The 19,124-nt window shown below is 57.6% G+C and carries 15 protein-coding genes; 10 read left to right on the top strand and 5 right to left on the bottom strand.

Annotation, left to right across the window (positions count from 1 at the left end; translation table 11 throughout):
- The first annotated feature begins 43 nt into the window (after nt 1–43).
- Entirely contained in the window at nt 44–793 is a 750-nt protein-coding gene (locus MPRO_RS01385) for an SDR family NAD(P)-dependent oxidoreductase (RefSeq protein WP_067286119.1), read from the top strand.
- 93 nt (nt 794–886) lie between these two features.
- Entirely contained in the window at nt 887–2,113 is a 1,227-nt protein-coding gene (manD, locus tag MPRO_RS01380; RefSeq protein WP_067286117.1) for a D-mannonate dehydratase ManD, read from the top strand.
- 121 nt (nt 2,114–2,234) lie between these two features.
- Here manD and MPRO_RS01375 read toward each other — a convergent pair whose 3' ends face one another.
- The 3 genes from MPRO_RS01375 to MPRO_RS01365 form a co-directional block, all read right to left on the bottom strand.
- A complete protein-coding gene (locus MPRO_RS01375; RefSeq protein ID WP_067286115.1) occupies nt 2,235–3,038 on the bottom strand; it encodes an amidohydrolase family protein in 804 nt (267 codons plus the stop codon).
- 248 nt (nt 3,039–3,286) lie between these two features.
- Nucleotides 3,287–5,002, bottom strand: a complete 1,716-nt coding sequence (locus MPRO_RS01370; protein ID WP_245635003.1) for a sodium:solute symporter family transporter — start codon at nt 5,000–5,002, stop codon at nt 3,287–3,289.
- Between the two features lie 166 nt (nt 5,003–5,168).
- Nucleotides 5,169–5,501 (bottom strand): cupin domain-containing protein, encoded by a 333-nt coding sequence (locus MPRO_RS01365; protein ID WP_067286111.1) that lies wholly within the window; start codon nt 5,499–5,501, stop codon nt 5,169–5,171.
- 295 nt (nt 5,502–5,796) lie between these two features.
- Between MPRO_RS01365 and MPRO_RS01360 the strand changes: the two genes are divergently transcribed.
- From MPRO_RS01360 to MPRO_RS01325, 8 genes are all read left to right on the top strand, one after another.
- Nucleotides 5,797–7,959 carry a heparinase II/III domain-containing protein gene (locus MPRO_RS01360; RefSeq protein ID WP_067286109.1) on the top strand — a complete coding sequence of 721 codons (2,163 nt, stop codon included), beginning with the start codon at nt 5,797–5,799 and terminating at the stop codon, nt 7,957–7,959.
- A 3-nt stretch (nt 7,960–7,962) separates the two neighbouring features.
- Nucleotides 7,963–10,140, top strand: coding sequence for a heparinase II/III domain-containing protein (locus MPRO_RS01355; RefSeq protein ID WP_216821208.1), 2,178 nt, complete (start codon nt 7,963–7,965; stop codon nt 10,138–10,140).
- Nucleotides 10,137–11,105 (top strand): 2-dehydro-3-deoxygluconokinase, encoded by a 969-nt coding sequence (gene kdgK / locus MPRO_RS01350; protein WP_067286107.1) that lies wholly within the window; start codon nt 10,137–10,139, stop codon nt 11,103–11,105. Before MPRO_RS01355 ends, kdgK begins: the two co-directional genes overlap by 4 nt.
- A gap of 69 nt (nt 11,106–11,174) precedes the next feature.
- Nucleotides 11,175–11,951, top strand: a complete 777-nt coding sequence (locus tag MPRO_RS01345) for an SDR family NAD(P)-dependent oxidoreductase (RefSeq protein WP_067286105.1) — start codon at nt 11,175–11,177, stop codon at nt 11,949–11,951.
- A gap of 257 nt (nt 11,952–12,208) precedes the next feature.
- Entirely contained in the window at nt 12,209–12,958 is a 750-nt protein-coding gene (locus tag MPRO_RS01340) for a FadR/GntR family transcriptional regulator (protein WP_067286103.1), read from the top strand.
- 420 nt (nt 12,959–13,378) lie between these two features.
- On the top strand, nt 13,379–14,200 hold the full coding sequence (locus MPRO_RS01335; protein WP_067286100.1) for an HAD-IIB family hydrolase: 822 nt from the start codon (nt 13,379–13,381) through the stop codon (nt 14,198–14,200).
- 22 nt (nt 14,201–14,222) lie between these two features.
- Complete coding sequence (locus tag MPRO_RS01330) at nt 14,223–15,449, top strand: glycosyltransferase family protein (RefSeq protein ID WP_067286098.1); 1,227 nt, start codon at nt 14,223–14,225, stop codon at nt 15,447–15,449.
- 27 nt (nt 15,450–15,476) lie between these two features.
- Nucleotides 15,477–17,204 (top strand): alpha-amylase family glycosyl hydrolase, encoded by a 1,728-nt coding sequence (locus tag MPRO_RS01325; protein ID WP_067286096.1) that lies wholly within the window; start codon nt 15,477–15,479, stop codon nt 17,202–17,204.
- 51 nt (nt 17,205–17,255) lie between these two features.
- On the opposite strand, the gene MPRO_RS01320 is transcribed toward MPRO_RS01325, so the two are convergent.
- Both MPRO_RS01320 and MPRO_RS01315 read right to left on the bottom strand, forming a co-directional pair.
- Nucleotides 17,256–17,723, bottom strand: coding sequence for an Hsp20 family protein (locus tag MPRO_RS01320; protein ID WP_067286094.1), 468 nt, complete (start codon nt 17,721–17,723; stop codon nt 17,256–17,258).
- A 108-nt stretch (nt 17,724–17,831) separates the two neighbouring features.
- The gene (locus tag MPRO_RS01315) at nt 17,832–19,100 is read right to left on the bottom strand and encodes a cyanate transporter (protein WP_245635002.1); all 1,269 of its coding nucleotides are present in this window, start codon (nt 19,098–19,100) and stop codon (nt 17,832–17,834) included.
- Nucleotides 19,101–19,124 lie beyond the last annotated feature (24 nt).

The following is a 19,124-nucleotide window of genomic DNA, read 5'->3' as shown; positions in this document are numbered from 1 at the left end:
GGCACTGTGCCAGGGATGCCGTCATCCGGTACGGAGAACGCATATGAATCTGAAAAACAAGGTCGCCATAGTCGCCGGGGGAGCCCGGGATCTGGGCAAGGCCTGCAGCCTGCGCCTTGCAGCCGAGGGCGCAAAAGTCGTGATCGGCTATCTGGGCAGCGACGAGAGCGCAGCGCAGACCCTAAAGGAAATCCATGCCGCCGGCGGCTCTGCCATCGCCGTTAAGGCCGACCTGACACAGGAGTCCGGCGTTGCCAAACTGGTTGCCAGCTCCCAGGAAGCCTACGGCGACGCTATCAACGTACTGGTCTTCGTTACCGGTGGCCTGGTGGCACGCAAGACCATGGCGGAAATGGATCGAAGCTTCTGGAATCAGGTCATGGATCTCAACATGACGTCCATGTTCCTCTGCACCCAGGCGGTGGTTCCTCACATGCCCGAAGGCAGTAGTATCGTCAACTATTCATCCCAGGCAGCCCGTGACGGCGGCGGCCCAGGCGCGCTTGCCTATGCAGCGTCCAAAGGCGCGGTCATGTCCTTCACCCGTGGTCTGGCGAAGGAACTGGGCCCTCGGATTCGGGTTAACGCCATCTGCGCCGGCATGTTCGATACTACCTTCCACGATACCTTCACCAAGGATGAAGTCCGCACCCGAGTGTCTGCGGCCAGCCTGGTCAAGCGTGAAGGTCAGCCGCAGGAGGCCGCCAGCCTCACCGCATTCCTCGCCAGCGATGAATCCGGTTTCATGACCGGTAACTGCGTCGATATCAACGGCGGCATGCTGTTCAGTTAGAAAGCGCCAAAACCTTGGGTAGCCCCTGCATCCGGGGCCACCTCTCCTTGCTCTACAAACGGTGAAAACAATATACAGCCAAGGAAAAAGTCGATGAAAATAACCGCGGCAGAAGTCTTTGTGGGCGGTCCAGGCAAGAACTACGTCACCCTGAAGATAATGACCGATCAGGGTATTTACGGTCTCGGCGATGCCACCCTCAACAACCGTGAGACCCTGCCGGCGGCCTACCTGCAGGACTACCTTATTCCCTGCCTCATAGGCCGTGACCCGCGCAACAGCGAAGATATCTGGCAGTACTTCTATCGCGGGGCCTACTTCAGAGGAGGCCCTGTTGCCATGGCGGCCTACGGTGCCATCGACATGGCGCTCTGGGATATAAAGGCAAAGCTCGCCGACATGCCACTGTATCAACTGTTCGGCGGCAAAAGCCGCGAAGGCGCCATGGTCTATGCCCATGCCCAGGGCGCTGATCTTGAAGAACTGCTGGATTCCATCGCGGGCTATCAGGCTCAGGGTTACAAGGCCGTGCGGGTGCAGTGCGGTATTCCCGGCATGCCCAGTGCCAGCTACGGTGTTTCAGCCCAGAAAGGCAAAGCGCAGAATTACATCACCAATTTTCTCGGCGATGTACCCAACGAAGAGATCTGGGATAGCGACAAGTACCTGCGTTTTATCCCCAAGGCACTCGAGAAAATTCGCAACCAGTTCGGTGACGAGCTCAAACTATTGCACGATGTGCACCATCGCCTGCTCCCGCGTGAAGCGGCACAGCTGGGCAAGGAACTGGAGCAGTACCGACTATTCTGGCTCGAAGACCCAACCCCGGCGGAAGACCCGGCAGCGCTGCGCCTTATTCGACAGCACAGCACAGTCCCCATCGCCATTGGTGAGGTTTTCAATTCCCTGTGGGACTGCAAGCAGCTTATCGAAGAGCGCCTGATCGATTTCATCCGTATTTCGGCAACCTACGGTGGCGGCATTACCCACCTCAAGCGCATTGTCGACCTGGCCGCGCTGCACGAAGTACGCACGGGCTTTCACGGCGCACCCAGCCATTCACCCATATGCATGGCGGCCCAGGCCCATCTCAACGCCTGGGCACCCAACTTCGGTATCCAGGAATACCTGGTGCTGGGCACACCTGAATGTGACGCCCTTTTCCCATCCGAACACCGGGTCGAGAACGGGCTCTTTCATGTCAGCGACCAACCAGGGCTGGGAGTGGATTTTGATGAAAATGAGGCCAGGCGTTACAGCTACAAGCGCGGCTTCCATCCGGTTGCACGGCTCGAAGACGGCACCCTGTGGAATTATTAACCTGACTGACAAACAGGTTCCCTACCTATCTGTTCGCCAGGCTAACGATTGCACGCCATCCTGCGCAAGCCCGAAGTCCTTAGCCCCGCATCTTGCGGGGCTTCTTGTTGCAGCCGCTGATTCAAAAACCATAGAGCCGTGCCGGATTCTCCACCAGTATCTGCTGTCGAGTATGCGACTCTGGCATCCAGCGGCATACCGTATTAAGCAATTCGGCATCATCGGGGGCTTCAGCACGGGGCCGGCTGAGATGGGGCCAGTTTGTACCCCAGATGATCCGCTGCGGCGCATGCTCAATTAGCACCTGCGCCAGCGCTGCGACATCCTGGTAATCAGGATGGCCCGCCAGCGATGTTTCATAACAGGCGGCTATCTTCACATAGCAGTTTCCCCTGTCGATCAACCCAAGCAATGCCCGAAAGGCCGCGCTCTGCGGTGTTAGCGGCTGACCAAACTTGCCCAGATGATCAATCACGTAGTCGCCCTGCACCTGCTCGAGCCTCGGGCGCCACTGCTCCATCTCCCGCCCTTCGAACTGTACGATACAGCTCCAGTCCAAAGCCCGGATACGCTCACTCACCGCCAGTAGCCCATCCATGCCAACAGCGCCGCCAGGGAACTGCATTATCCGCGCCGCCCGAATACCGCCGCTATGCAACCGCAAAAGCTCGGCATCAGACACATCAGCCCGCACCACAGCAACACCCCTGGCCTGGCAGCCAAGCTGCTCCAGCGCCTGCAGCAAGCAGCTATTGTCCGCCTGATAGGCGTTGGGCTGCACCAGCACAACACGCTCCAGCGAAAGCCTGCGCTGCAGCTGTTCATACGCGCTCAAATCAGCCACATCACCAGGGGCGAAGACATGGGCATGACAATCGGTACTGCCTTTGGGTAAACAGCTATTAACCAAACCGCTAACAGCCATGGCACTCCCCTCCTAATAATAAAATGCCGGAACCGAATAGAAATCGGTTCCGGCGACACCTCAAGCAGCCTGTCGGACTTGACCGATCGTAGCGAGGGAAAGTCCGTTTTGAGGCAGTTTTTGAGCTCTTTTGAGGCGAATAGTGGTTCTATTTACCGAAAAAGAGCGCAGGAAGTGACCAAAATCGGCTTTTCCGCAGTAGATCAGTGTTAAGCCCGACAGGCTGCTAAAATTACTCCACGGGGCGCTTAGGCGTTAGTCGCGCCATCAGGCACCGCGTCCTGCTCGTAGCTTTTATCCACAGCATTAAACAACAGCAGACCAACCGCAAAGACGATAAAGCCACAGGCAAGAAACACCATGCGCCCCCAGAACGGATTCGGCAAGGCGACCAGTGCCATGATAAAGACACCCAGCACTGAAATCATGCGCCCCAGCAGCACTCTCTGCCGGTTATCCAGCTCCTGCTGTTCAGCTGATTCATTCACCAGAGGCGTATCAAGGTTATGGAAAAACTTGTCCACATCCTTCTGACGACCCGCTTCCAGCCCCTTGTAGAAAAATACCGAGACACAGAAGAAACCACCGGTAATCACCAGGTGTGCCAACAAGCTAATGGCGATGGAAAGGTCGCTCCACTCCCGATTGGTAAAGGCCACATCCAGCCCGAAGAGCTGCTCAATATGCTGCGCCTGCAATACGAAGCCGACAAAGTAGGACACCAGGCCCCCGACGGCCAGGGTGCCCCAGCCAGCCCAGTCCGGCGTTTTCTTGATAAAGAAGCCAAACAGGCCGGGAATGATCATCGGAAAGCTCAACAAAGCGCCGACATACATCATGGCGTCAAACAGGCTCAGCCCCTTGAGGGAGTTGATGAAGAGTGCCACTGCTATGATCATGAGCCCAAAAATGGCCGAGGTGATCTTTGACACCAGCAGCAACTCTTTTTCTGTGGCCTTCGGGCGCAACAATGGCTCATAGAAGTTTTTGACCAGAATACCGGCATTGCGGTTGAGGCCTGAATCCATTGAACTCATGGTCGCGGCAAACATCGCCGCCAGCAGCAGTCCCACCATGCCCGCCGGCATATAGAGTTCAACAAAAACCAGATAAACCGCATCCGCAGCCTTGCTGCCCATCTCCGGGTGAAGCTGGTTCATGTCTACGCCCGTACCGGCCAGGAACCAGGACGGAATAAACCAGATAAAAGGCCCGATAATCATCAGCACACAGGCCAGCAGGGCTCCCTTGCGCGCATTATTGGAATCCTTGGCCGCCAGGTAACGGTAGGCGTAGAGCATATTATTGTTAATGGCGAATTGCTTTATAAATATAAAGACCGCCCATATAGCAAAAACACTGTAATAATTAAGATCGGTACCAGCGACAAAGTCACGGGGAAAACGCTCAATAATAGGCGTTATACCACCAGCTTCGACTATACCCATAACGGCACAAATAAGCGTGACCGCCATTATAACAACCATCTGCATAAAGTCAGAGGCAATAACAGCCCAGGCACCACCGGTAACGGACATAACCAGCACGACCAGCCCGGTGACTATAATGGTACTGGTCATATCCACATCCAGTACCGCCGTGGTAATAATCGCCAGGGCGTTCAGCCAAATGCCAGCCTGGATAATCGTCGTCGGAATATTGAGCCAGGCGAAGACCTGTTCGTTATTGCTGCCAAAACGAAGGCGCACGGCGTCAATCACGGTAACAACACGTAACTGCCTCATTTTCGGGGCAAAATACAGGTAGTTCATGAGGTAGCCGAAGGCATTGGCAACAAAAATCAGGGCAACCGCCAGACCATCGTTGTAGGCCTTGCCGGCAGCGCCGGTAAAGGTCCAGGCCGAGAACTGGGTCATGAATGCGGACGCACCCACCATCCACCACAGCATCTGGCCACCGCCGCGAAAATAGTCACTGGTCGACTTGGTTAGGCTTCTGAACACCCAGCCAATCGCGATTAGAAAAACGAAATAAATAATAATTATAAGTATATTTAAATCCATAACCGGGTCTCGCAATAATAATTTTTATTAAACTAACACCGGGCTACAGGCCTCTCTAATACCTGTAGTCACAGATCAACCTCTGAGAAGAACGCCCTTTCTGCGTTTACAGAAATTCTCTTCGCTGGGGCGAAAATGCGTCCAGCAGGATGCTGTTGTCTTCCAGCGCTACAGCGCCATGGGATATATTTTTCGCTGCCGTATAAGCATCACCTGCCTTGAGAACACGGATTTGGCCATCCACATTCACTTCAAAACTGCCTGCAACGACAAAGCCGACCTGATCGTGATCCTCGTGCGAATGAATCACCCCCACTGCGCCCTTGTCAAAGCACACATGCACGGCCATCAATTCATCGGTATAGCCCACAACCTTGCGCTTGATACCAGCACCAAGATCCTCCCAGGGCTGCTCTGAATCCAGAAAAAATGTGTTCATTTTACCCTCTTCCAGTTATGGGGCAGCTGGAGCGCCGCCTGACAGACATTGGCGAAATCTTAGCGTAAAAATTATTTGTAATACAATATGATTTTCTTGAATCCTTTTCAGGGCAATCAAAAAGATACGAAAACCAGGCCGAAAAACACATATAAACCATTAAAAACAAATACATATAGATAAAAGCCAATGTTTTAAGACCCAGTACAAGCATTCTGACTTCAGTCCTGCAGTTGACCATCAAGTATTTTTGTAATACAAATACGCAAAGCATACCTATAAGAAAGAGCACCCCATGCCTGAAATCGACTTCTACCCGCTGTTTAGCAGGGCTAAGATCACCCCCCTGCGCACCCTGATCACTGCCGGGAACCTGCCGCCCGATAGCTTCTTTGCCACCAGCCTGGCGCAGCTTCAAGCCCGCGTAGATCCTGAATTGAATGCGGTGATTGATGTTCCAGGGCATGGCGAAGCAGGCAGCTACGCCCACAACCGCCACAAGGGCAATGCAGAAACCATTGAAGCCGCCGGGCGGCTCTACCAGTTGACCGGCAACCCCGACTACGCCCACCTGGCCACCGACATTCTGTGTCTCTACGCCGAACGTTACCCAGGCATGTCTTACCAGCAGCAGAGAAACACCAACCCGCCCGGACGCCTGTTTCATCAGATTCTCAATGAACACATGTGGCTGCTCTACGCCGTACTGGGTTACAGCTACGTGCGCGAAACCATTCCCGCAGCACAGCAACAGGCGATAGAAGACAACATCCTCCATCCCATGATTGAGATGTTCACCGTCACCTACAGCCACGACTTCGATCGCATCCATAACCACGGTCTCTGGGCCGTCGCCGCCGTGGGCATCTGCGCCCTGGTACTGGGCGAAGACAAGGTGCTGGATCAGGCCATTTATGGCCTTGAGGGTGACAGCATCAGCGGCGGCTATCTGGCACAGATCAAGCGGCTATTCGCATCATCCGGCTACTATATTGAAGGTCCCTACTACCACAGGTTCGCGATTCGCCCCCTGTGCCTGTTTGCAGAGGCGCTACACCTGCACCGCCCGGATCTTAATATCTATGAATTCCACGATCAGGCCATCGGCAAGACAATCAAGGCGCTGCTGATGACCAGCTACCCCAATGGCCGATTTCCCGCGCTCAACGATGCCTCTCTGAGCATGGGTATAAAGGATGAAGGGGTCATCATCGCCGTCGCCGTGCACCATGCCCGCTACGGCCACTCCGCTGCGCTGGTGGGCACCGCCCGCCAGCAGGGACAGGTCTGGCTCTATCCATGCGCGTTCGAACTGGCTCAGGCGGTTGAAGCCGCCGCCGCATCAGGGCCTGTGCAACAGGCGTACTGGCCCAGTGTCGAGCTGAACGAAGGCATGCAGGGGGATCGCGGCGCCCAGGGGTTTCTGCGCCTGCGCCAGAATGGTGATATCACCCAGGCGGTGATGAACTACGGTCAGCATGGTATGGGGCACGGCCATTTCGATACCCTGGGACTGACCCTGTTCAGCCGCGACCATGAGGTGCTGCGCGAATACGGCTTTGGCCGCTGGGTCAATGTGGAAACCAAGTTCGGCGGACGCTATCTGGATGAGAACAAGTCCTGGGCGCGCCAGACCCTGGCCCACAATACAGTAGTGGTCGACCAGGGTTGTCAGAATGAATTCGACGTTGCCCTGGCCGACAGCCGCCACGGCGAAAGGCACTTTTTCTCAGGCACCGGACCCGTACAGGCCATGAGCGCCTTTGCCAACCAGCACTACGCCGGCGTTGGCATGCAGCGCACGGTGCTGCTGCTCGAGCTGGACGCGCTGTCCAGCCCGCTGTTGATCGACCTTTTTCGCCTGAGATCGGAACAGGCCCACCAGTACGATTATCCGGTGCACTACCAGGGTCAGATCACCCACAGCAACGTCGACTTCCAGCCGACGGAGCGCCAGATACTCGGCGAGGCCAACGGCTATCAACACCTGTTCGACCTAGCCAGGGGCCAAACGCCACAGTGTCTGAGTCTCACCTGGCTGCAGGACAACTGCTTCCATACCTGGCTCGCAGCTGCCGACGGCGCAGAGCTGATCCTGGCCCAGACCGGCGCCAATGATCCATCCTTTAATCTGCGCCGCCAGGACTGCCTGCTGCTGCGCCAGCACGGCAGAGACCAGCTGTTTGCCTCCCTGTTTGAAACCCACGGTCAGTTTGACGAAGCCAGCGAGCACTGCGAGGGCGCCAGGGGCGTCATGAACCATATAGAAGTTCTGGGCCACAACGATCAGGGCTCGGTCGTAGCCATTCGCGGCGAGGCTGCAGGCAAGCCCCTTCACATGACTCTCATGATCAGTAACGCAGCGGATGTATCCCCCACCACGGAGCACCGTCTGTCCTTTAATAATAATGAGTACCACTGGCAGGGCTACTTCGCCGTGGTCACACATAAGGAGTAATACGTGGACAACTATCAGCCATTGCTCATGAGCATCGACGAAGCCGCTCTGCTGCGTCAGCACCTTGATACCGCCGATACCCGGGACGACCTTCTCAGCCGCGCCATCAACCGCGATATCAAGGCGCTGGAGCTCTACCTGCAACAGGCGCCTGAAGTACCAGGCCATGGCGAAGCCGGTGGCTATGAGCACAACCGCCACAAGCAGAACTACATTCACCTGCACCTGGCCGGCAAGCTCTGGCTAATAACCCAGGAGCTGCGTTATCGCGACTACGTTGTCGACATGCTGCACCGCTATGCCGATGTCTATCCGCAGCTCAAACTCAACACCAGCAAGGATAGCAATCCGCCGGGGCGCCTGTTCCACCAGACACTGAATGAAAACATGTGGCTGCTGTACGCCTCCGATGCTTACAGCTGTGTCTATTCGAGTCTGAACACCGAGCAGCGCCTGCATATCGAGAACAACCTGTTCCGCGAAATGGTGCAGCTGTTTACCGAAACCTACGCCCACGATTTCGATATAGTGCACAACCACGGCCTCTGGTCGGTCGCGGCTGTGGGTATCTGTGGCTATGCCATCAATGACCAGAGCATCGTCGACAAGGCGCTCTATGGCCTCAAGGGCGACAGCATCAGCGGCGGTTTTCTGGCCCAGCTCGAACAGCTGTTTTCACCCGATGGCTATTACATGGAAGGCCCCTACTATCACCGCTTCGCGTTGCGTCCGCTGCTGCTGTTCGCCGAGGCCATTGAACGCCGCCAGCCCCAGGTGCAGATCTACGACGTCAAGCAGCAGATCATCAAGCGCACCTCTCTTGCCCTGATGTCGACCGCATTCCCGGACGGTACCCTGCCGGCGCTGAATGACTCATCCAAGACCATGGGTATCAGCGACGAAGGTTTGATCATTGCCACCAGCCTCTGTTACCAGCGCTACGGCGCCCACCCCATGCTCGTCGCCATGGCGCAGCATCAGCAGCAGGTCTGGGTCAGTGCGGCCGGCATGCAACTCTCCCGCGCCGCCGCCGATCAGGCCCCCATGCCACTAAACTGGGGTAGCTTCGTTCTCAACGACGGCGCCGAGGGCGAGCGTGGCGGCCTGGGCATACTGCGGCATCAGGACAGCGGCGATGATGTGCATATGGCGCTGCTCTGGTTCGGTCAGCACGGCAGCGACCACAAGCTGCACTCAGCGCTGGATCACGGCCACTTCGATGGCCTGCATCTGAGCTGGTTCAACCGCTCCCAGGAAGTCCTGAACGACTATGGCTTCGGCCGCTGGGTCAATATAGAACCCAAGTTTGGCGGCCGCTACATTCCGGAAAACAAAGGTTACTGCAAACAAACCATCGCCCATAACACAGTGGTGGTCGATGAGCAGAGCCAGAACTGCGGCGATACCGCCACCGCTGAGCAGCGCTGGGGCGAACTGCATTTTTGCGTCACTGACCACCCTGCAGGCCAGGGTGTCAGCGCCCGGGCCCTGGGCTACTATGATGGCGTAGACATGCAGCGTAGCGTATTGATGCTGCAGCTTGAAGGCATCTCGGCTCCAGTGCTACTTGATCTCTATCGCCTGACCAGCACCGCCGAGCATCAGTATGATTATGCGCTGCACTATCAAGGTCAGATCATACATACAGACTTTGACGTCAGCGCCAACGCACAGCTGTCTGCGCTGGGCGCTGCCCATGGCTATCAGCACCTGTGGGAACTGGGCCGCGGCCATATCAGCCGCGAGACAAAATCGGCGCAGGTTAGCTGGCTGATGGGACACAGCTATTACAGCATCAGCACCGCCCTGCCTGCCGGTGGCGACGTCATTTTCAGCCGAATCGGCGCCAATGACCCACAATTCAACCTGCGCAGCGAGCCTGCACTAATTATTCGTACCCGTGGTCAGAACCAGCTGTTTGCCACCGTACTGGAAACCCACGGCTATTTTGACGAGTCGATGGAAGTCTCCGAAAATGCCCGCGGCGATATCGAGCGTGTCGAGATCATCGGTCACAACCAGGCAGCCACAGTGGTGCGCCTGGAACGCCGATCCGGCCAGAATCTCGTCGTAATGCTGAGCAACAGCAGCGACGTTGAAGGCCCCCACAGCGTTGAATTCAACGGCCAGCTTTATAGCTGGAGCGGCGCCTTCGCAACCCGCACAGAGACTGAAGCATGAATCTAACTACGAACAAAAAAGCCAGTATCGCCTTGATTGGCGAATGCATGATCGAGATTCAACAGCACGCCAACGGCACCATGGTGCAGGGCTTTGCCGGTGACACCCTGAATACAGCCGTTTATTTGGCGCGATTGAGCAAGGTGCACGGACACGAGGTGCAGTACGTGACGGCTCTGGGTGATAGCGATCGCTTCAGCCAGGCCATGCTGCAGCAATGGCAGGCAGAAGGCATCGGCTGTGACTATGTACGCCGCCTGCCCGGCAAGTTGCCCGGGCTCTATAACATTGATGTCGACGCCAACGGTGAACGCTCATTTACCTACTGGCGGGGCGAATCCGCCGCCCGGCAGCTGCTGGAGGGCGACGAATTCGACGCGCAGCTGGAGTCCCTGCTCAGCTTTGACTACCTCTATCTGTCGGGCATTTCCCTGGCAATACTGCCAGACGCCAGCCGCCACAAGCTGCTGGCCTGGCTTACTCGTGCCAGAGCCCGCGGAGCCCAGATCTGCTTTGACAATAATTACCGCCCGCGCCTGTGGCGCGATGCGGCCCAGGCGCGTCACTGGTATGAGCAAGTGCTGCGGATAACTGATATAGCGCTGCTCACCTACGAAGACGAATGCATGCTCTGGGGTGACAGCAACGAAGAGCAGGTCTTTGCACGCTGTCGCGAACTGGCCATCAGCGAAGTCGTCCTCAAGCGTGGCCACGAGCCCTGTCTGGTCGAGACCAGCGCCGGTCGCCAAAGCATTTCCGCCATCGCCGTTGAACCGCACCTTGTGGTCGACACTACCGCCGCCGGCGACTCCTTCAGCGCAGGCTATCTGGCCGCCCGCCTGCAGGGCGGCTGCACTCCAGCAGACTGCGCCACCCTGGGCCACCGCATCGCCAGTACCGTTATTCAGTACCGCGGCGGTCTGATTCCCCTGGATGCAATGCCAGAAATATGCACTGGGGATTGAAAATCTCACAGTAATGTCATATTGTACGACAAAATAAACCGACGACATTCACAAATACAGGAATACAGCATGTTTAAGGATCTTGAAGGTAAGCGCGTTCTCATCACCGGCTCCACTGCAGGTATCGGCTTTGCCGCCGCCGCTGCATTCGCCAAAGCCGGCGCCAGGGTTGGCATCAACAGCCACCAGAACGATGCTACCTCCACTGCTGCCCTGGCCGCTCTGCAGGAATGCGGCGGCGAAGTCGCCTACTTCCAGGCCGATGTAACCAAAAGCGCCGAATGCGAAAAAATGGTAGCTGAATTTGTCGCCAAGTTCGGTGGCATTGATGTGCTGATTAATAATGCCGGTGGTCTTGGTGGCCGCTCCAAGGCAGAAGACATTGACGATGAGTTTTACGATCGCGTCATGAACCTGAATACCCGTTCGGTCATCATGGTAACCAAATTCGCTATCCCGCATCTGCGTGCATCAGCCGCGCAAAGCGGCCTGACCAGTTGCGTAATCAGCACCGGCTCCATTGCTGGCCGCGAAGGCGGTGGTCTGGGCGCTAGCCTCTACGGCGCATCCAAAGCCTGGCTGCATAACATCCAGCGCAACTGGGTGAAGGAGCTGACCAAAGACAATATTCGTTTCAACATAGTCGCACCGGGCACAATCGACACCGCCTTTCATGACGACAAGAGCGACGAGCTGAAAACCAGTATCGCCAACTCCATTGCCATGAGCCGTTTCGGCACTATCGATGAATGTGCACCGTCCTACCTGTTTTTCGCGTCCCATATGGCCAGTGGATATGTCACCGGTCAGATTCTGGACGTCAATGGCGGCCAGATGTGCCCCTGATGAGCGCCCATTCCTGCAGGCCCTGTCTGCAGGAATGCACATGACCCCAAGCTTGCTTCGGGCCGCTGTGCACCCGACCACCTCCCTCTGGCGAGCGTCAGATCCGGTGGTCGGGCCCTAAACTCTATCGGAATCAGATGTGGAAAATACCGCAGACAAGAGCCTCGAGTTAAACCCCGCATTATGGAAAAGTTTCGCTTGTGGATCCTATAACTGTATAATCCTAAGATATTGTATGACTAATTGAGGGTAGAGGCATGGCGGCGCAATTTGCACTGATCTCAGGATCGAGTCGCAACCTTAATGTTCAGGTTGCCCGCGAGATCGCTGTCAAAATTTTGTCCGGCGAGGTCAAGGAAGGCGCCATCATTGGTGGTGAAATCGCCATGTGCCAGCAGTTCGGCGTCAGCCGTACCGCGCTGCGTGAAGCTATCAAACTCCTCACTTCAAAAGGCATGGTTGAGTCCCGTCCCAAAGTCGGCACCCGCGTTTGCTGCCGTACCCACTGGAACATGCTGGATGTGCAGCTGCTTGAATGGCTCGCCAGCATCGAAACCACCGACGATATCTACCAGGAATTTCTTGAGTTGCGCCGGGCAATAGAGCCCGAAGCTACCGCCCTGACTGCGGAGCGCGCTACCAAGGAGCAGCGTATTGAGCTGACAAACATTTTCCATCGTATGGTCGAAGTATCAGAAAACTTTGATCAGGACGCCTGGACAGTTGTCGACAGTCAGTTCCATCGCATGATCTTCATCTCCACCGGCAACAGCTTTTACGTGCCCTTCGGCAACGTACTGACCAGCATGTTCAAGTGGTTTATCCGCTTCTCCTCCAAGGAAGGCGGTGTCTGTCTGAAGGAACATCGTGCCATCTACGATGCCATAATGTCCGGCGACAGCGTAAAGGCACGACAGGCCAGCCTGTCACTGATGCAGAGCCACAAGCATCGCCTGACACCCGACGAACAGCAGAAAAATCTCGAAGCTGCAGCGCTCTCCGTATAAGAGAGCGCCTGCACCCTGCTTTCCTTCTTATAGACCCATCTCGTAGTACCCTTTCAAAGCACCACCCCAATACCCGATCTCCTAGCCGTTTCCAGTCACAGAGCTCATGGGCACAGGCGCCAGCCCGCAGAACACCACTGTTCTGTCGTCAGCCACCTGGCCATTGGCGGCTGCAAAGCCTTGTTTGATGCCCCCACCTGTATCTTGCGGCCGGTCATCGCGGCTCCCTGTGCCATAAAAACGAACCAAAGCAGCCCTGCCTGCGCACCAATTCAGGGCACAACCGGGTCTGCAATGTGGATAACCCCTGCTGAGGGGCCCTGATGCGGGTTGGTGCATCGCTTGCGCAACACTGGCACTTAACTTGCTGTATCTAACTCAATGCGGACAGCCCCTGTCGGTCAAAGAGCCAGGATAAGCATGACCCGATTACTGATATCCACAGACCTCGATGGCACCCTGCTGGATCACTACAGCTACAGCGCTATGGCGGCAGAACCGGCGCTACAGCGACTGCGCCAGCTGCAGATACCCTGGGTGCTCAATACCAGCAAGACACTCGCCGAGCTCGAACCCCTGCGCCGACAGCTCGACAACAATCATCCCTTCGTGGTGGAGAATGGCGCCGCCATTTATATCCCGCTGAACTCTCCTCTGGCACCGGATCTGGCAACGGACCCCAGCGGGCGATATCGCCGCAAGACCTTAGGCCCCAGCCGTCGCCGGATTCTGCTGGCGCTGGAGCCGCTGTCACGCCGTTACAGGTTTACCGGCTTCGCCGCCCTGACAGCCGATCGCCTCGTCAGCCTGACAGGGCTGGACCCTGAGGCTGCTCGCCAGGCGATGACCCGCCAGTTTACCGAACCCCTGATCTGGGAAGATTCCCGCGGCGCGCTTGAGGACTTCGCCTCTGAACTCTCACTGCTCAACTTTCAGGTTCAGCGCGGCGGCCGCTTTACCCATGTGATGGGGCGCTGCGACAAGGCCGACGCCATGGCCTGGCTCATTGAGCAATACCAGGCCCTGTGGGGCGAATCGGTCAAATGCATGGCACTGGGTGATGGCGAAAACGATATCGGCATGTTGCAAAGAGCCGATCTGCCGGTACTGGTGCGTTCCCCCGCCCACCCCCCGCCGCTGATTCCTCAGCGCGCGGATGTACTGCTAACCCGACTGCCAGGGCCGGCAGGCTGGAATGACGCTGTCCTCGACACCCTGCAACAGCTGGATCTTGGTACCTAGAACACAACAAGAAGGATTCCCCATGGGCGATTTTTACCAGAACGGCATCATCACCACTTTACATAACCTGTCTCACCGTCCGCTCGAAGAGATGGAAAGCGAGTTGCTGGCCTTCTCCAAAGTACGCCCCATGGCGCTGATATTGCCGTGCCTGTATTCCGAGCTCGAAGGCGAGGCCATGCCCAATATACTCAGGCACCTAAAGCAGGTGCCCTACCTGTCGGAGATCATTATTGGCCTGGACCGTGCGACTGAAGAGCAGTATCGCACGGCCCTGGAGTTTTTCTCGGCCCTGCCACAGCCTCATCGAGTGCTATGGAACGACGGCCCGCGCCTTAGAGCCATCGACCGCTCCCTCAAGGGCGAGGAATTGTCGCCACAGCAGCCGGGCAAGGGCCGCAATGTCTGGTTTTGCATGGGTTACACCCTGGCCACGGGCCGGGCGGAGTCTATCGCCATGCACGACTGCGATATCCTCACCTACGACCGCGAACTGCTGGCACGGCTGATCTACCCCGTCGCCAACCCCAACTTCAACTACGAATTCTGCAAGGGCTTCTATGCCCGCGTGGCCGAGCACAAGATCAACGGCCGCGTCAGCCGGCTGCTTGTCACGCCTTTGCTGCGGTCGCTGAAAAAGGTGTTCGGTAATCTGGACTATCTGGAGTACCTGGACAGTTACCGCTATCCACTGGCCGGCGAGTTCTCCTTCCGCCGCGATGTGATGAACGATATCCGCATTCCCAGCGACTGGGGACTGGAGATCGGTGTACTCAGCGAAATGACGCGCAACTATTCCAATAACCGTTTATGTCAGGTTGATATCGCCGACGTTTACGACCACAAGCACCAGGACCTGTCGCTGGATTCGGACGAAACCGGACTGTCGAAGATGTCGATCGACATCACCAAGGCGGTGTTTCGCAAGCTGGCCACCAACGGCATCGTCTTCAATCAGGAAACCTTCAGGACCATTAAGGCGACCTACTTCCGCATCGCGCTGGATTTCGTCGAAACCTACCGCAATGACGCCGAAATCAATGGCCTTAAGCTGGATGTCCACCAGGAGGAGCAGGCGGTCGAACTCTTTGCCCGCAATATCGTCAAGGCCGGCAACCATTTTCTCGAGAACCCGATGGAAGCGCCTTTTATTTCCAGCTGGAATCGCGTGCGCAGCGCCTTCCCGGGCGTACAGCAACAACTGATCGCGGCCGTCGACGCCGACATGGCGGAATTCGGCCGCCAGTAAATTAACCCAGATTCAGGGAACAGCGCCATGACACCATTGCAGCAACGGCTCGTCGGACACCTGCAACTGCTTTATCCACAGAGTGATGTCATGGAGCTGGCGCAGCAGTGTCTGGCGCAGTTTGGCCTGGAGGCAGACGCCAGCGCACCTGTCCCCCATCGCAATCTCTGGGATGAGCGCGATGTAATGCTTATCACCTATGGCGACAGCCTGCGCAGCGAAAGCGAAGCCCCCTTGCAGAGCCTGACTCGCTTCGTGCGCACGCAGCTGCATGACTGCATTTCCACTGTGCACCTGCTGCCCTTTTTCCCCTACAGCTCGGACGATGGCTTCAGCGTGATGGATTACACCACTGTGAACCCGTCCCTGGGTACCTGGGAACAGATCAGCGGCCTCAGCCAGGACGTCAAGATCATGGGTGATCTGGTGATCAACCACTGCTCCAGCCGCAGTCTCTGGTTTGAGAACTACAAGGCCGGCATAGAGCCCGGCGCCAGCTACTTTGTGGAAGCGGATCCCGGCACCGACCTGAGCGCCGTCGTGCGCCCCCGCACCTCGCCGCTGCTGCGCGAGGTCAAGACAGCCGCCGGCGAGCGTCATCTCTGGTGTACCTTCAGCCACGACCAGCTGGATCTCAACTTCCAGAACCCCCGCGTGCTGCTGGAATTTCTGAAAATCATTCGACTCTATCTGGACAACGGCATTCGCTGGTTCCGCCTTGATGCGGTCGCCTTCCTGTGGAAAACCCCCGGCACGCCCTGCGTTAACCTGCCCGAAACCCATGAGCTGATCCGGCTGCTGCGCCTGCTGATCGAACACCTGGCATCCGACGCGGTCATCATTACCGAGACCAACATTCCCAATCAGGAAAACCTCACCTATTTCGGCAACGCCAACGAAGCCCACCTGATCTACAACTTTTCGCTACCGCCCTTGCTGATCAATACCCTGCTGACCGGTTCCTGCACCCACCTGAAAAACTGGCTCATGACCATGCCGCCGGCGCAGCACGGCACCACCTACCTGAACTTCATCGCCTCCCACGACGGTATAGGCCTGCGGCCAGCCGAAGGGTTGCTGAGCGACTGGGAGCTGCAAAGCCTCATCGCCACCTTGCAGCGCTTTGGCGGCCGTATCAGTGCCCGTACCACCACCAGCGGCGAGTCCAAACCCTATGAGGTGAATATCAGCCTGTGGGATGCGCTGCGCGGTACCAGCAACCAGGGGCCGGATCAGTGGCAGTTTGCCCGTTTTGTCTGCGCCGCCGCCATCATGGCCGCGCTAGAGGGCATACCGGCGTACTATATCCACAGCCTGGTCGCCACGGGCAATGACAACGAACGGGTAGAAAACACCGGCAGCTATCGCGCCATCAATCGGCATATATGGCAGGAAGATGCGCTGCAACAGGCACTTATCGGTGACACTCATCACGCCCGCGTGTTTGACGCCATGTGCACCCTGCTGCGCCTTCGCCGTCAGCAACCGGCGTTTCACCCCAACGCTACCCAGTACACCCTGCACACCGGCGAAGCCCTGTTTGCATTCTGGCGCCAGAGTATCGATCGCCGCCAAAGTCTGTTCGCGGTCTACAACATTAGCGACCAGCCGCAGTCATTCAATCTCAGCGAACTCAACCTGATCGCCACCGATGACTGGACTGATCTGATCAGCTGCGAGGCCTATAACGACCGTATGGCCCAGATTACGCTGATGCCCTATCAATACCTCTGGCTGTCCAACCGCCGCAGCTAAAGAGGCCACCCACAGGCGGCCTCTTGAGAACGCACTATCGTCAGCCTCGTATCAGGCCGCCCGGCCACCGGACTTGTCGTGCTCCAGCACAGGTGCGCCTTCGTCGATCGTGATGGAGCGCGGCTTCATGGCTTCCGGCAGCTGACGCTGCAAGCCTATGGTCAGCAGCCCGTTGTTCAACTCGGCGCTGTTAACCTCAACATGGTCGGCGAGGTTGAAGCGCCGCTCGAAGCTGCGGGTCGCAATGCCCTGATAGAGGAAACGGCTGTCAGTGCCCGTGTCGGCCTTTTTGCCAGCGACGCTCAGCACACTGTTTTCAACCCTGATATCCAGCTCCTGCTTGCTGAAACCCGCCACCGCCAGGCTGATGGCGTAGCGGTCATCATCGAGCACCTCGATGTTGTACGGCGGGTAGCTGCTGGCCGACGAGTCAGCCCGCAACGAACTGTCGAGCAAGGCCGCCAGGCGATCAAAGCCGATACTGCTGCGATAGAGCGGAGAAAAATCGATCGTATTCATGACATATCCTCCTTAGGAGCGACAGGAAACAAAAACAATCCTGCGGGTAACCGGTCCCATCGAGACCCGGCCCCCGCAATTATTAGATAAGGACGACGCAGCGCAGTTTCAAGCCCCCAGCCGTGCCATACTGCGGCCGTAGCCGGCGGGGTTAAAGCGCACACTCACCAGCAGCATGCCAAAGGCAATGGCCCCGTGCAGCCACCAGGCATCGGTAAAGTCGCCGCCGCCATCACGCAGCGCCCCCACCAGCCAGGGGCCGACGGCGGTAATCAGAAAGCCGATACCCTGGACAAAGGCCGCCAGAGCTCCGGCGGCGCGGGCGCCCGGCAGATGATCCAGGCTGACGATCAGACAGAGGGAAAAACAGCCCCCCAGCCCAAAACCCGCCAGTGCTACCCACAGCAGGGGCGCGACCTCGGGCGCCCAGGCCAGGCCTGCAAAACCCAGCAACTGCAATAGCATGACCCCATAGAGCCCGACGCGCCTGTCGAGCGCTGCACGCACGCTTAGCGGCATCAATAAGGCTGCGGCGGCCTGAAACAGTGCCATCCAGGCCAGCAGGCTCCCCGCCGACTGTGCGTCCATTCCTTCATCGACATAAAAGGACGGCAGCCAGGCCACCAGACTGGCATAACCGCTATTGGCCAGCCCAAAATAGAGCGCCAGTAACCAGGCCCGCCGGCTGCCAAAGAACGCCCGTACCGACACCGGGACCGATGCCTGAGTAGCTGCTGCCACAGTCTCCTCTGGCGCTCGCCACAACCACAGGCCCCAGGCCAGCAATGCAGGCAAGGCCCAAACTGCCAGCCCTGGCCGCCAGTCCGCCGTCAGCATCACCAGCGCCGGGCTAACCAGCGCCCCCATGGCACCGCCTCCCACCAGCGCCGCCGAATACAACCCCATGGCCAGGGCAATGCGCCCGGCAAACCAGCGCTTGCAGACGCCAGGCATCAGCGCCTGCACCGTGGCAACACCGGTTCCGGCCAGTATGGCGGTCAGTATCAGGCTGGTGGCAGAGTCCGCCAGAAAACGAGCACCACACCCCAGCGCCAGCAACAACAAGGCGCAGAGCAGTGTGCGCTGCTCGCCAAAGCACTGGGCCAGGGCGGCGCCTGCCAGTGCCAGCAGCCCCATCATGACAAAGGGCAGGGTCGTCAGGATCGCCGCCATGCCATGTCCCATGCCGGTATCGGCCTGCAACAAATTCAGTACGGGCCCGACGGAGGTTAAAAAGGGCCGCAGATTCAATCCCACCAACAGCAGCAGCGCGAACCCCCACAGACCCACACTGTGCGCTGCGGGCGGCGCTGCCGCCGTAGTCTTTGCCTCCATAACCAGGGACGCCGCTTGCCCGGGTGACTCTGAACTCTTCATTCGCTCTCCGGATTGGCAGATTTG

Source organism: Marinobacterium profundum (assembly GCF_001528745.1).
GTDB classification, from domain to species: Bacteria; Pseudomonadota; Gammaproteobacteria; order Pseudomonadales; family Balneatricaceae; genus Marinobacterium_A; species Marinobacterium_A profundum.
This window is presented reverse-complemented; position numbering and strand designations above follow the sequence as displayed.